At 67.1% G+C, this 13,366-nt stretch carries 15 protein-coding genes; 6 read left to right on the top strand and 9 right to left on the bottom strand.

Going from position 1 to position 13,366, the window contains the following annotated elements; translation table 11 throughout:
* The first annotated feature begins 2 nt into the window (after nt 1–2).
* Both BMX17_RS26690 and BMX17_RS26685 read left to right on the top strand, forming a co-directional pair.
* Nucleotides 3–734, top strand: a complete 732-nt coding sequence (locus BMX17_RS26690; protein ID WP_211611340.1) for an ABC transporter ATP-binding protein — start codon at nt 3–5, stop codon at nt 732–734.
* The gene (locus tag BMX17_RS26685; RefSeq protein ID WP_211611339.1) at nt 731–1,483 is read left to right on the top strand and encodes an ABC transporter ATP-binding protein; all 753 of its coding nucleotides are present in this window, start codon (nt 731–733) and stop codon (nt 1,481–1,483) included. The genes BMX17_RS26690 and BMX17_RS26685 overlap by 4 nt, the downstream gene beginning before the upstream one ends.
* Here BMX17_RS26685 and BMX17_RS13700 read toward each other — a convergent pair.
* On the bottom strand, nt 1,480–1,899 hold the full coding sequence (locus BMX17_RS13700) for a VanZ family protein (protein ID WP_092660995.1): 420 nt from the start codon (nt 1,897–1,899) through the stop codon (nt 1,480–1,482). The genes BMX17_RS26685 and BMX17_RS13700 overlap by 4 nt on opposite strands.
* A gap of 259 nt (nt 1,900–2,158) precedes the next feature.
* Here BMX17_RS13700 and BMX17_RS13695 point away from each other — a divergent pair, with 259 nt between their 5' ends.
* Nucleotides 2,159–4,105 carry an aldehyde ferredoxin oxidoreductase family protein gene (locus BMX17_RS13695; protein WP_092660993.1) on the top strand — a complete coding sequence of 649 codons (1,947 nt, stop codon included), beginning with the start codon at nt 2,159–2,161 and terminating at the stop codon, nt 4,103–4,105.
* A 185-nt stretch (nt 4,106–4,290) separates the two neighbouring features.
* On the opposite strand, the gene BMX17_RS13690 is transcribed toward BMX17_RS13695, so the two are convergent.
* Entirely contained in the window at nt 4,291–4,839 is a 549-nt protein-coding gene (locus BMX17_RS13690) for a DoxX family protein (RefSeq protein WP_092660991.1), read from the bottom strand.
* 130 nt (nt 4,840–4,969) lie between these two features.
* On the opposite strand from BMX17_RS13690, the gene BMX17_RS13685 reads away from it, so the two are divergent.
* Nucleotides 4,970–5,887 carry an alpha/beta fold hydrolase gene (locus BMX17_RS13685; RefSeq protein WP_092660989.1) on the top strand — a complete coding sequence of 306 codons (918 nt, stop codon included), beginning with the start codon at nt 4,970–4,972 and terminating at the stop codon, nt 5,885–5,887.
* A 36-nt stretch (nt 5,888–5,923) separates the two neighbouring features.
* Entirely contained in the window at nt 5,924–6,586 is a 663-nt protein-coding gene (locus BMX17_RS13680) for a hypothetical protein (protein WP_139203519.1), read from the top strand.
* On the opposite strand, the gene BMX17_RS13675 is transcribed toward BMX17_RS13680, so the two are convergent.
* The 6 genes from BMX17_RS13675 to arcS are packed head-to-tail and all read right to left on the bottom strand — an operon-like array spanning nt 6,552 to nt 10,974.
* Complete coding sequence (locus BMX17_RS13675) at nt 6,552–6,914, bottom strand: DUF8048 family protein (protein ID WP_092660985.1); 363 nt, start codon at nt 6,912–6,914, stop codon at nt 6,552–6,554. The genes BMX17_RS13680 and BMX17_RS13675 overlap by 35 nt on opposite strands.
* Nucleotides 6,914–7,186, bottom strand: coding sequence for a MoaD-like domain-containing protein (locus BMX17_RS13670; RefSeq protein ID WP_092660983.1), 273 nt, complete (start codon nt 7,184–7,186; stop codon nt 6,914–6,916). Before BMX17_RS13670 ends, BMX17_RS13675 begins: the two co-directional genes overlap by 1 nt.
* A complete protein-coding gene (locus BMX17_RS13665) occupies nt 7,186–7,482 on the bottom strand; it encodes a ubiquitin-like small modifier protein 1 (protein ID WP_092660981.1) in 297 nt (98 codons plus the stop codon). Before BMX17_RS13665 ends, BMX17_RS13670 begins: the two co-directional genes overlap by 1 nt.
* 41 nt (nt 7,483–7,523) lie before the next feature.
* Entirely contained in the window at nt 7,524–7,907 is a 384-nt protein-coding gene (locus tag BMX17_RS13660; RefSeq protein WP_092660979.1) for a DUF7971 family protein, read from the bottom strand.
* 45 nt (nt 7,908–7,952) lie between these two features.
* Nucleotides 7,953–9,167: a hypothetical protein gene (locus BMX17_RS13655; RefSeq protein ID WP_092660977.1), complete on the bottom strand. Its 1,215-nt coding sequence runs from the start codon at nt 9,165–9,167 to the stop codon at nt 7,953–7,955.
* A gap of 55 nt (nt 9,168–9,222) precedes the next feature.
* Nucleotides 9,223–10,974, bottom strand: a complete 1,752-nt coding sequence (gene arcS / locus BMX17_RS13650) for an archaeosine synthase subunit alpha (RefSeq protein ID WP_092660975.1) — start codon at nt 10,972–10,974, stop codon at nt 9,223–9,225.
* A gap of 124 nt (nt 10,975–11,098) precedes the next feature.
* Here arcS and BMX17_RS13645 point away from each other — a divergent pair, with 124 nt between their 5' ends.
* Nucleotides 11,099–11,806: an OB-fold nucleic acid binding domain-containing protein gene (locus tag BMX17_RS13645; RefSeq protein WP_092660972.1), complete on the top strand. Its 708-nt coding sequence runs from the start codon at nt 11,099–11,101 to the stop codon at nt 11,804–11,806.
* A 24-nt stretch (nt 11,807–11,830) separates the two neighbouring features.
* On the opposite strand, the gene tgtA is transcribed toward BMX17_RS13645, so the two are convergent.
* Nucleotides 11,831–13,342, bottom strand: coding sequence for a tRNA guanosine(15) transglycosylase TgtA (tgtA, locus tag BMX17_RS13640; protein WP_092660970.1), 1,512 nt, complete (start codon nt 13,340–13,342; stop codon nt 11,831–11,833).
* Nucleotides 13,343–13,366: the final 24 nt, after the last annotated feature.

The raw sequence follows: 13,366 nt of genomic DNA, 5'->3' as shown, positions 1-13,366 counted from the left end.
CCATGTCCGAGACACTACTCCAGACCGACGGCCTCACGAAACGGTTCGGCGCACTGACTGCGAACGACGAGATCACACTGGGCGTCGACCGCGGCGAGATCCGCGGCCTCATCGGCCCGAACGGGAGCGGGAAGACGACCTTCTTCAACTCCCTGACGGGCTTTTATACGCCCGACGAGGGGACAGTCACCTTCGACGGCACCGACATCACCGGCTGGGAGTCCCACCGCATCGCCCGCGAGGGAGTCGGGCGGACGTTCCAGATCGCCGCGCCGTTTGGCAACATGACCGTCCGGCAGAATATGCTGGCCGTCCAGACGCCGAAGTCCGTCGACGAGCACGAGCGGGCCCAGGAAATCCTCGAGTTTCTCGACATCGATCACATCGCCGACGACGACGCGAGCGGGATGAGCGGGGGCCAGAAGAAACTCCTCGGACTGGGTCGGGTACTGATGCTCGATCCGGAGTGTATCCTGCTGGACGAACCGACCGCGGGTGTCAATCCCGCACTGGCCGATCGTATCCTCGAACACCTGCGAGAACTCAACGATCGAGGGACGACGTTCATGATTATCGAACACGACATGGACGTCCTCAAACAGATCGTCGACACCGTCTCGGTGCTCGATCAGGGCCGACACATCGTCCAGGGCACCTTCGAGGAAGTCAGCACGGACGACCGCGTCCGCGAGGCCTACCTCGGATCGGCCGACGACGACGAGGTGCCAGTATGAGCGCCGACACACCACAGCAGACGAGTCGGAGCGAGGCGAGCCCGCCGGTCCTCCGCGCGGAGGGAATCGTCACGGGCTACGGCGATCACGAGGTCATCCACGACGTGGACATCCAGTCACACGAGGGGATCACCTGCCTGTTCGGGCCAAACGGCAGCGGGAAGTCGACGCTGCTGAAGACCCTCAACGGGATCGTCCCGATCTGGGAGGGGACGATCACGTACGGTGACGTGGACCTCTCGAACGCCACACCGGACGAGATCGTCCGCGAGGGAATCGCGACGGTCCCGCAGGGCGGGGGTGTCTTCGGAACGCTCACCGTCGAAGAGAACCTTCGGGTCGGCGGCTTCACCGTCTCCGAACAGGATGCCTATCGGCGTCGCCGCGAGGAGGTCCTCGACGCGTTCCCGGCACTCGAAGACAAACTGGGCGACAGGGCGTCCTCGCTGTCGGGCGGCCAGCAGATGATGGTGAGTCTCGGACGAGCGATGATGACCGGTGCGGACACGTTCCTGCTCGACGAACCGAGTGCGGGGCTCTCACCGGCGCTGGTCGAGGACGCCTTCGAACTCGTCGAACGGCTGGTCGACCGCGGCGCGCGCGTCATCCTCATCGAACAGAACGTGACGGCCGCGCTCCGCCTGGCCGATCACGTCAACATCCTCGTCGCGGGCGAACTCGCCTTCGACGGGTCGCCGGCGGAACTCTCCGACGAAGAGGAACTGATGGAAGTCTATCTCGGACTCTAGTCCGATCCCGACCGACCGCTTCTCACTCGTGTCACACACCGCGACACGAGGCCGACGATCACGACCAGCGACACACCGACGGCGTTGGCCAACGCGTCGGCGAGACTGAACGCCCGGAACGGGAGGAACGACTGTACGACCTCGATTCCGGCCCCGTACGCGATCGCGAGAGCGGCCACGACCACCAGCCGTCGCGTCGTCGTCGCCCGCAGCGCGTACGCCAGAAGCACAGCGAGGGTCGCGTACCCGACGGCGTGGACCCACTTGTCGACGCCGACCAGCCCGAGCGGACCGGTCGGTGTTAGCCCACCAGCCGGCGGCTCCACGACCGAGGCACCCAGCACGATCACGGCGTAGCAGACGGCAGGCACTGCGCGGACTGAGCTGGCCGTGTTGCGGCCGGGCGGCCACTGCATACGGATGGCTGATCGCCGGACAGCCAAATCCCCTCGGATCCCTCACCGCGGCGCGCCCGTGTCGAGCCGATTCGACGGTACCGACTGTCGGCGGCCCACCTGCCGTCGACGACTCGTCCGAGGACCCACGTAGCGCCGCCATACCGTTCTGCCGGATATGAATGGCCGTTTATCAGCCAGGACATAACCAGAACCAGTTACTGCCGCCTGGGAACGACTAACAGGCTTCAGCCCTTATGTTATCACGGTACGTTAACTTATGACAGACCTCGGAGGATTCCACGACACCGTCGCTCGCGTCGATTTGAGCGCGGGGGACGTACAGTACGAGGGCATCGACGACGAGGACGCGGAGAAGTACATCGGCGCGCGCGGGCTCGGCGTCAAGTACGTCTTCGACCAGGGCCCCGACGTGGATCCCCTGGGCGAGGACAACCTGCTCGCGTTCATGAACGGGCCGCTCACGGGCACACAGACGACGATGAGCGGTCGGATCGCTATCTGCACGAAGTCGCCCATCGCCGGGCAGGTGACCGACTCCCACCACGGTGGCTGGTCGGGTGCACGGCTCAAGTGGGCCGGCTTCGACGGCCTGCTGTTCGAGGGCAAGGCCGACGAGCCCGTCTACGCCGTCGTCGAGGACGGCGAGGTCGAACTCCGGGACGCCTCCCATCTCTGGGGCACGGGCGTCCACGAGACACGCGACCAGTTGGAGGAGGAAGTCGAGGGGTCCTACGGCAAGAACCTCTCGATGATGGCGATCGGACAGGCCGGGGAGAACGAGATCAAGTACGCCTGCATCATCAACGAGGACGACCGCGCCTCGGGCCGTGGCGGCACCGGCTGTGTGATGGGGTCGAAGAACCTGAAAGCCGTCGTGGTCAAGTCCTCGACGAAGATGCCCCAGCCCGAGGACCCGGAGACGTTCAAGAAAGGCCACAAACAGGCCATGCAGGTCATCCAGGAGTCGGACGTGACCGCACCCAACGAGGGCGGGCTCTCGCTGTACGGCACGAACGTCCTGATGAACGTCACCGAGGAGATGGACGGCCTCCCGACCAAGAACGGCCGGTACTCCTCGACGAAGTCCATGTCCGACGCCGAAGGCGACGGCGAGCGCATCATCGACTCCGAGAAAGTCTCCGGGGAGAACGTCCGGGAGAATATCCTCGTGGACGAGCCCACCTGTCACTCCTGTCCGGTCGCCTGCAAGAAGGAAGTCGAGGTCCAGGCGATGCACAAAGGCGAGGAGATGAACGTCCGGATGGAGTCCTACGAGTACGAGTCCGCCTGGGCGCTCGGGCCGAACTCGGGCCACCACGACCGCGACCGAATCGCGGTGATGCTCGATCTCTGTAACGACCTCGGGATGGACACCATCGACACCGGCAACACCATCGCGATGGCGATGGAGATGATCGAGGAGGGGAAACTCGACTTCGAGGACTCCATCGACTGGGGCGACGCGGACGAGATGATCGACCTCATCGAGCGGATCGGCCACCGCGAGACCGAGCTGGCCGACCACATGGCCGAGGGCCCGAACCACCTCGCCGAGGCGTTCGACGCCCACGAGAACTCCCTGGCCGTCAAGGGCCAGACCATGGCCGCCTACGACCCCCGGTGTATGAAGGGCATGGCCATCGGCTACGCCACCTCGAACCGCGGCGCCTGCCACCTGCGCGGGTACACCCCCGCCGCCGAGATCCTGGGCGTCCCCCAGAAGGTCGACCCCTACGACCCCGAGGGCAAGGGTGAGCTCTGTGCCACCTTCCAGGATATGCACGCCATCAGCGACTCCTTCGACATCTGCAAGTTCAACGCCTTCGCGGAGGGCATCGAGGAGTACGTCCTGCAGTACAGCGGGATGACCGGTCTCGACGTGAGCGAGGAGGACCTGATGACCGCCGGCGAACGCATCTACAACCTGGAACGGTACTACAACAACCTCGCCGGCTTCGACGGCGACGACGACGATCTGCCCGACCGCTTCGTGGAGGGCCACGAGAACGCCATCCCCGCACAGGGAGCCAGCGAGGGCGAGCTCGCGGAACTCGACCAGCTCAAAGAAGAGTACTACGAGGTCCGTGACTGGGTCGACGGCGTCGTCCCCGACGAGAAACTCGACGAACTCGACATCGACGTGGGCCCCGGCACCGGCGTCTCCATGGGCGACTCCGGCGCGGCCGCGCCCGGCGACGACTAACCACCTTTTTTTGCGTCGGGTGGCGCGCCCATGGCGCGCCACCGCTCCTTGAAAAACGTGGGCGAAAAAGCCGGTCGCTCGCTACCGCTCGCGACCGGTAGGACACGTCGACGACTGACCGCGAAAAAACCGACCGTCAGTACCGCCACCGCGACGGCACCGACCGCGAACCCCCACTATGCGGCCTATCCGAGGAACACCCGAAGCCACGGGTTCGACCGCACGAACGACTGCTCCTCGAGCCACGCGTCGACGCCGAGGATCCGGCCCGCGCCGATGGCACCGAGGCCGAACAGCAGGATGGCGTAGACGATGTGGCTACTGACGAAGAAGCCGTGTTCGATGGGGAACCCGGCCATCAGCCCGCCTTCAAGGTGGGCCGCCCAGAACATGATCATCTGGAGCGCCCCGAAGAAGGCGGCGAGCCTGACGAACGCACCGACGAGCAGGGTCAGCCCGATCAGGAGCTGGCCCCATACCACGAGCATATCGACCATGGGCGATCCGGCCAGCGATACCCACAGCCCGCCGAAGGGATTTCCGGCCGGGACGGCATTGGCGAGAAAGCCCGCCGCGGTCCAGTCGGGTTCGAGTAGCTTGGCGATGCCTGCCTGCAGGAACACCCAGGCCATCACGACCCGGAGCCCCAGCAGGGCGTAACCGATCCAGTGATCGGAGTACTCGAATCGCGTTTCACGGCCGAACAGTTCCGCTTCGAGGGTTCGTGTGGACATAGTTCTGTGTCGCTCCGACCGTACGTGTGTTAACGATTATTATATAAATGGTGGCTAATTCTCGGCAAATAGAAAAGAACCAGCAGTCGTGTCGGAGCGGCTTAGTGACTCGGCCGCGAGCGGGCGTGTGATGGTGGACTCACTCGCCGACATCGACCTCGAACACCACAATACAGTCGTCGACGACGTGCGCCTCCACTACGTCGCCGCCGGCCCAGAGGACGGCGACCTCGTGGTCCTGTTGCACGGCTTTCCGGAGTTCTGGTACTCCTGGCGCTACCAGCTCCCAGCGCTCGCCGAGGCGGGCTACCGCGTCGTCGCGCCCGACCTCCGGGGCTACAACCGCTCGGAGAAACCCCACGGCGTCGACAGCTACGCCATCGAGAACCTCGTCGGCGACGTGATCGGCCTGATTCGTGTCCAGGGCCGCGAGACCGCCCACCTCGTCGGCCACGACTGGGGCGGCGCCATCGCCTGGGCCGTCGGAATGGGCCGCCCCGACGCACTCGACAGCCTGACCGTCATGAACGCACCCCACCCGGCGGCGTTCGCCCGCGAGTTCGACCTCGCGCAGTTGAAACGGTCGTGGTACGTCCTGTTCTTCCAGGTGCCGTGGCTCCCCGAACGGTTGCTCTCGGCGGGCGGGGCCCGCGCCGTCGGCGAGGTGTTCCGCGACCAGCCCGCGAACCCCGACGCCTTCGACGAGGAGGACATCCGGCGCTACCGGGAGGCCTTCGCCCGCCCGGGTGCCGCCCGCGCCGCCGTCAACTACTACCGCGCGTACGTCGACGGCATCGGCGTCCCGATGGCCAAGGCCACCCTGCCCGGCCTCCGCCGCGTTTTCGATCCGCCGGGCGACACCGAGATTACGGTCCCCACGCTGGTGCTGTGGGGCGAACAGGACGCCGCCCTCGGCGTCGGCATCTCGGAGGGGCTGGACGAGTGGATTCCGGACCTCCGGGTCGAGCGCTTCCCCGAAGCCAGCCACTGGGTGCAGTGTGACGTGCCCGAGGCTGTCAGCGAAGAACTGTTGGCCTTTCTGGACTGACAGAAGACACTTACCCGGACCTGCGGAATGGCCGACATGGAGCCGATCACGCGCCGGCGACTGCTCCGAGGCTGTGGTGTCGGGGTCGCGGTCGGCGTCGCCGGCTGTTCGGGGCGGGGCGGCGATGGCACCGAACCCGACGCCCTCTCCGGAAACGTCCGCCCGAGCGGCGAACCAGCGAGCATCCCGGACCCACTTCACTGCGAGCGAGAGGGTGCCGAGCGGTTCGATAGCTGGTACGATTCGGTCGTGTGGGGTGGTCCCGCCGAGAACGGCGACCCGTTCGCGCTCCGGATCGAGAGACACGAATATCGGCGGGGCGACGAAGCGACGGTCACGCTGACGAACACCGGGAACGAGAAAGAGATGACCGGGAATAGACGAAAATTCGGCTTCGAGGTTCGCACCGACCCGGGATGGCAAGACGTGCGTGTCCACTCTGCCGAGGATCCAGTCGCGTACACCGACATCGGGATTCTCCACGAACCCGGTAAGGGATTCGAGTGGACGCTCCCACTCGACGCCACGGAATTTACCGGCGGGACCGACGACCGCTTCACCGTCTGCCCCGGGCTCCCTGCTGGCCGGTACCGATTCGTCTACTGGGGTGCGGACCCGGCGCTCGCGGTTGCGTTCGATCTGGTTGCGGGAGAGACCGACACCGCTACGCCTCGGTCCCGAGCACCACACACTCTCTGATCTCCAGGGCTGTCTCGAACTCCTCGATCCGGCCCAGTCGCCGGCCGTCACGAGTCAACTGTTCGTGGTGGGCCCGTCGCACGGCGTCTCCCTCGCGCTCGCCGAGATCGAGTCGGTCTCGAATCGCCTGCCAGTGGCCGTCCTCCACGAAGAAGGCCGTCCTGTCGTCGGTCTCGTAGGCGCGTTCGTACTCGCGGGTGTAAGTTTCGCGTTTGGGGCGCAGATCCGCGGCCACGCGGTCGACCAGGTCCGGGAGCCGCTGGGGGCCGACGCTCGCTTTCGCCGCCACGAGGACGAGCACTTCCCCCTCGATGGGGTCGCCAGCCATCAGCCACCCGCTCGCATCGCTTTCTGCGTGAACTGCTCGACGAGTTCGTCGAGGTCGTCCTCGCCCTCGAAGACGACCGACACCTCCGTCAGCTTCATCGAGCCGGCGACCGAGACCTTCTCGACCGACAGCGTGGCCGTCCAGTCCTCGCCGGCGACCTCGGCTTCCGCATTGTCCTCACGCTCGCCCGCGACGAGTTCGCCGCCGAGATTCTCGAGGTAGTGGACCGCGAGCCGCTTGGAGATCCCCCTGAAGGCCTCCTCGCGGCGCATCAGCTCACCCCACTCGCCCCGCCCGCGACCGGCGGGAACACCGACAGGGAGTCGCCGTCTTCGAGGAGCGTCTCACCGCCGTCCATGTGGGTCACGTCCCGGCCGTTCTTGAGGATCGACAGCTGGGGCCGGATCGTCCCGTCCTCGTCGAGCAACTGCGCTTCGAGGTCGGGGTACTCCGCCTCCAGCGTCGAGAGGACCTCGGCGACCGTCGCCCCGTCGGGGAACTCCCGGTCGAGGGACTTCTGCCCGACGATAGCCCGGTAGGTGGCGAAGAACCGGCATTCGAGGTGCATACCGCCCTACAGGGGCGGAGCCGGCATAAATCCCCGTCGCTTCAGAGATCCCGCAGGCGGATGCCGTCCTCGACGACGCGCTGGTTGCGCTCCCGATCCAGCCGGTCGGCCAGTTCCTCGTGTTCGTAGAGTTGCCCGATCAGGTCGGCCATGAGGTTGCGCCAGCAGATGGCGTAGATCGGCGACTGGCCCCAGGCCCGCAACTCCGGGACGAAGGCGTCGTAGGTGTCCATCCGCTCCTCGAACAGTTCGATGGCGTCGAGGACGTAGCCGGCGGCGTCCTCCTTGGACTCGTCGCGAATCGCGCGGTTGATCCGTCGCTCCCAGCCTTCGACGGCCCGTTTCATGTCCTGTTCGGCCGCACCGTCGTCGTCGGGGAGCGAGTCGAGAATGGGTTCGGGGACGGCGAGTGCGATCTCGTCCATACCCTCGCGAGGGGTGGCGCGAACTAAAACGTCCCGGCGGGGTGGTTACGCGCCAGCGCCGAGGCCGGTACTCGTGCCGGTTTCGGTCTCGACTTCGGGGCCGTACTGGAGCTGGACGCCGTCGAGGAACGCCGACACGGACGGGACCCGGCGGGAGAACGAGGCGGCGTTCTCGGGCACGTCGGGCTGGCTTCCAACGCTCGCGGTGACCTCCGAGTCACCGAACCGGCCGGTGGCGACGATGTAGAGCGTCTCACCGGACTCCAGGGACTCGCTGAGCGTCACGTTCCCGTAGCCAAACTGGGCTGGGCCGACCTGGATCCGCGTGTCGGCCGGGATCGCGTCGCCGCCTTCGTGAGTCAGCGCCAGCACCTGTCCCTCGCTGGTCGTCGAGACCGTGGCGTCGGGGTAGTCGCCGGCCCAGTCGGGCCTGGTGACGCTCGTCGAACCGACGCCCGAGACGGTCACGGTCATGCTCTCGGTCTGGCTCGTGTTCGTGTTCGTCGCTTCCCAGTGCAGTTCGCGGATGACACCCTCGGGCGTGGCGAGGAGGTAGCCGCTGGGGTCCTGGAGTCCCGACCTGAGGTTCCAGTTCGAGGCCGACCGGTTGAAGCCGTCCACGGCGAGGCGAACGACCTGCTGGCCGTCGACGGTCGTCGTCCCGTCGACCGACAGGGACATCGAGTTGAGCGTGGCGAACGGGATTACCCGGAAGAGACCGAGGACCTGATAACCCGTGTAGAGGTTCGTCTCACCGTTGGAGTAGGTGACCGGTGGCGACTGTGACGTGTTTCGCCGAACGACGGTCGACCCGGAGCGCCACCAGGTCCCCGCTCTGCCGGTCGTCTCGTTGACGTACCGGAGCCGTTCGCCGGCGGAGCCGTTCCGGTGGACGAGTCCGAGCGTCCCGCCGCTGGAGGTGAAAGCCATCCGCGTCTCGGCGTTGGCCCCAGCAGCCTCGAAGTGGCTGTTTACCAGTGCCGTCGCGTTGGTGACGCCGGAGCTATCGACCCCCGGCGGGTACAGGTCCGACGACAGTGCGTCCATGCCGCCACTACCCGGCCCGACCGGCGACACGTCGATGCCGAGCGAATCCGACACGTTCGGACTGCGCAACTCGGTCTCGGCCTGCGTTCCGGTCCCTGTTCCGTTCGTCGCGGTCTCGTTCGCGTTGGGGGACGCCGTCCCCTGGCCGCCGCCGTTACAGCCCGCCAGTACGAGCATCGCGGCGACCGCCACAGTCAGCAATATGCGCTTCATCTAGGGGGTTCTCCCGGAGAAGACAGCAATAAACTTCCGCTTCAGGGTGCTGGAATTACCGCTCCTCGACGTGTCGGACCTGGCTGGCGATGCCCCGCGTCGACTCGACCATCTCCGGCCCGCTCATGGCCGCGCGGCCGACGCCGAAGGCGGCCGGCCCTTCGATCACCACCTCGTCACCCGGCCGGATCGACTCGGTGGCGTCGACCACCCCCGGCGCGAGGACGCTCCCGTGGGGCACGAAGGCGTCGATCTCGACGCGTTTGACCGGCGCGTCGCTGTCGACCCACTGGCGTGCGCCGGCGAGCGTCAGCGAGAGGACGCCGTACTCGGGGACCATCGCCGCCAGTTGCTCGCCGTCGCCGTCGGTCACCCGCAGTTTCGGGTACCGTGACTCGGTGCGGAGGTCGTCGAACAGGTCGTCCCCGGCTCCAGCCCCGAACTGGTAGTCTGCGATCGCCCGGATCGTGTTGTGTTCGCGCTCGCGTTTCGGGTACGTCAGTTCCCCCTCCAGTTCGGCCGCGAGGTTCGACAGGGAGTCGCTGGTCGTCGGGTGATCGTCGACGGTGAAGACGGGGTCCACATCGAGGTCGGCCGTGGCGCGCTCGACGATCTCGCGGTAGCCCTCGGGCGGGACGTGGGCGATCACTTCGGGGTAGTCGTTGCGCCGGAGGTAGGCCTCCAGCACGTCGCTGACGAACTCGATCTCGGTGGCGGTCCACTCCCCCGTCACGACGGAGTCGTAGTGCTGGGCGGGGTAGGTGCATTCCAGTTCCTGTGGGACGACGCCGATGGGCGAGGTCATCGAGGCGACGTGGGCGCGCCACTGGATCACGTCGTGGTACTGGCCGTGGCTCTGTGACTCGCTGTAGGGTTTCTTCGCCGAGCAGGGCACCAGGACGAGGGGGCTGGAGAAGCGGTTGCGGTACCGCGTCGTCACGCGTTCGGCGAAGCGCTGGATCTCCACTCGCCCGAGAGTGTCGTCGGTCGCGGCCGTGATCTCCCCGCGGCGGACGACCGGCGTGCGCTGTTCGAGGTAGCCGTACTGCTGGTCCAGTCGGCGGAACGTAGCGGTGAGCCACTGGTCGTGGCGAGCCTGCCCCTCGATGTAGTCCCGGAGCGACCCGTCGCGGATCCGGCGGCGGACCCGCGCGAGTTCCGCGGCCAGGGCGCGCTGGTTGTGCTCGGCACAGTCCTCGCGGTCGAACGCCTCGCGGGACTGCTGGCAGGCCGGACAGGCACAGGGGAGTTCGTCCAGATCTTCGAGAAAGTACTCGCCGTCGGTCGCCTGGTAGAAGCCCTGGGTACCCCGCAGGACGGCGCGATCCGTGTCCACGAGGTCGACGCCGGCATAGATCAGCGTCGCGACGTTGGCGGGCGTGGCGACGCCCGGGAGATACAGCGCGGTGTCGGCAGGTGTGGCCTCCCGCACCGAGAGTATGGCGTCCACGAACGCGGCGGCGTGGCCGGCGTAACCGCTGGCGTTCGAGAGGACGTAGGCGTCGGTGCCGTGATCGGTCGCGGTCTCGGGCGAGACGACCGCGGCGCTGGGGTAGTCCACGTCCGGGTAGTCGACGGCGAATGCGTCCGCGACCTCGTCGGGTGTCCCGGCCGGCAGGCCCCGATGGGGGAGCACGGTGAGCGTCGATTCGTCGCCGTCGGGGACCTCGCGGTCCTCGGGCCAGAGACTGCCCGCGTCGGTGACGACCTCGTCGGCCAGCGCGGGCGTGGTGAGAGAGTCCGCGAGCCGGAGTTCCCCGATACGGGCCGCCCCGTCCCGCTCGTGGACCTCGAAGTAATCGGTCATGGCACCGTCTCGGGCGAGCGCGGCCGAGTATCTTTCCTTCCGGCACGCCGACGGCCCGTCCGGTGACGTCTACGGCAGAAGTGATTGGAAAACGTATATGTATGTCTCCCAATCATGACGGCGTATGCAGCGACGAGACGTACTGGCGACCGTCGGGGCTGCAGGACTCACGGCAGGCTGTTTCGGCGTGCTGGAACCGGAGTGTACGCCCGGGGACCGGGAACTGGGGGCGCTGTACGAGAGCGTGCTCGACATGGAGCACCCGGACCAGGTGTCGATCCGCGGGACGGTCACCCGGATGTCGGACTCGGAGATGATCGTGGCCGACGGGACCGGCTACGCCGAGGTGAGTACGCCGCTCCGGAAGGAGTTCAACACCGACTGGTTCGGGACCGGCGACTGCGTCGAGGTGTCCGGCACGGTCTCAGCCGATTACAGTCGCGACATGGGATACCTCATGCTCGAGATCGACGAGGGCGAAGACATCGACTCCACCGGCCAGACGAGCGACCCGCCGTCCGGACCACCCGAAGAGCCCGACGCCTTCTTCGAACTCGAGTACCAGGACGGCGGGTTCGACGAGCCGACCACCGGCGTGACGCTCACACACGACGGGTCGGACGCGGTCAAGGCCAAGCACCTTGAGGTCCGGCTCGATCCGGAGTCCGACCTCGAGATCGTCCCCTGGACGGAGTTTGCCGACGCCGACCCCGAGACCGAAGTCGGACCGGGCGACTCGGCCGTCTTCGAGCGCCGGGGGAACGGCCACCTGATCTGGCGACCCGAGAAACACTGGGGACAGGCGGTGAGTTCCGGCTGGGAACTCGAGTAAGGAGTCGATCAGTAGCGCCGCGGGTCAGGCGGTCTCGTCGGCGTCGTCCTCGGGGTCGCCGAACGCGTCGTCGACGCCGAGTTCGTAGGTGTCCACGTCCGCGGGCACTCGGTCGAGCGCACGCGCGGGCCAGCCGGTGTGGCCCAGCGTGAAGTCCACGTCGGGATTGGCTTCGGCCAGCCGCGCCACCCCGTCGGCCGCCCGGGCGTAGGCGCGTTCGTCCAGTCGCTCGGGCACCTCGGCGTTGAGCGGGTACACCTCCGAGAGGTCCCGCGGGAACGGGCCGAAGGGCGGGACGACCCGCCAGCTCTCGTCGTATGCCTCGTTCGTGTCGCCCTCGGTGAGCAGGATCTCGCCGTCGGCGTCCAGCCGTTCGAGTCGCTGGTGGTGACGCAGGACCTCGGGGCGGGCCGCGCTCTCCCCCGAGAGGTAGAAGAAGGCGTCTTTCGTGGCCGGATCGGTCGCCTCCAGTTGTTCGGCGTGATCGCCCAGCGCCCGATAGCCGTCGAGCATCGTGGGGTGGCCGCGGGCGCGGGCTTCGACGAGTTCCAGCAGGTTCCCCTGGCGGATCGCCTGTTTGATCCGCCGGATCTCCCCAAACGTAACGTGGAGGTTGTGCTCTGCGAGGAGGCGCTCGCGGTCGGCGTCGCCGCAGGACTCCAGTTCGTCTGGCGTGTGGCTCGCACAGATCGGGCACTCACAGGGGAAGTACTCCAGATCTTCGAGGTGTTCGGTGCCCCGGACGGTGAGGTAGCGGTCGTCGCGGGCGTACAGCGCGTAGGCCGCCGAGTCGAAGAGGTCACAGCCCATCGCGACCGCCAGCGCGAACATCATCGGGTGGCCCGCGCCGAACAGGTGGACCGGGGCGTCCGCACCCAGCCCGCGCTTGGCCGCCGCCACCATGTCCACCACGTCGGCAAAGCGGTAGTCGTTCAGCAGGGGCACCATCGCACCGACCGGAAACACGTCGAGATCCGTCCCGTAGGCATCGCGTGCGGCCCGCTCCCGAAGGTCGGGGTAGGTCGAGCCCTGCACCGGCGCGTTGACGAGCATCTCGCCGGTCTCGACCTCGGCGGCGAGTTCCAGTCGTTCCTGCGTGGTCGCGAGTTCGTCCGCCGCCTGCTCGCGGCTCACGTCCGGCGGCGTCGGGATGTCGACCGGCGTGCCGATGTCCGAGCCGATATCGCGCTGAAAGTCGAGGATCTCGCGGGTATCCACGTCGATCTCGCCGTACTCGGAGAGCTGAAAGGAGCCCGAATCGGTCATGATCGCGCCCGAGAAGTCATAGAGATCGTGGAGACCATCGGAGAGGGCACTCTCGCGGGCGTCCTCGGAGCCATAGAGGATGTAGCCGTTCGTGATGAGGATCTCCGCGCCGAACTCCGATTCCATGCGGGCCGGCTCGACCGTCCTGACGTGGGGATTCACTACGGGCAGGAGCGCCGGCGTCTCGACGGTCACGTCCGCCCGGGGAACCGTTAGCTCCCCGATCCGGCCGGCGGCGTCGTAGTCGCGTACCTCGAACCAGTCGCCCATTGGCGCGGGCTTTCGCGGGCGCGG

The sequence above is a fragment of the Halorientalis persicus genome (assembly GCF_900110215.1).
Taxonomy (GTDB): Archaea; Halobacteriota; Halobacteria; order Halobacteriales; family Haloarculaceae; genus Halorientalis; species Halorientalis persica.
The sequence above is the reverse complement of the archived record's forward strand: the minus strand, read 5'-3'. Positions and strand labels throughout refer to the sequence as shown.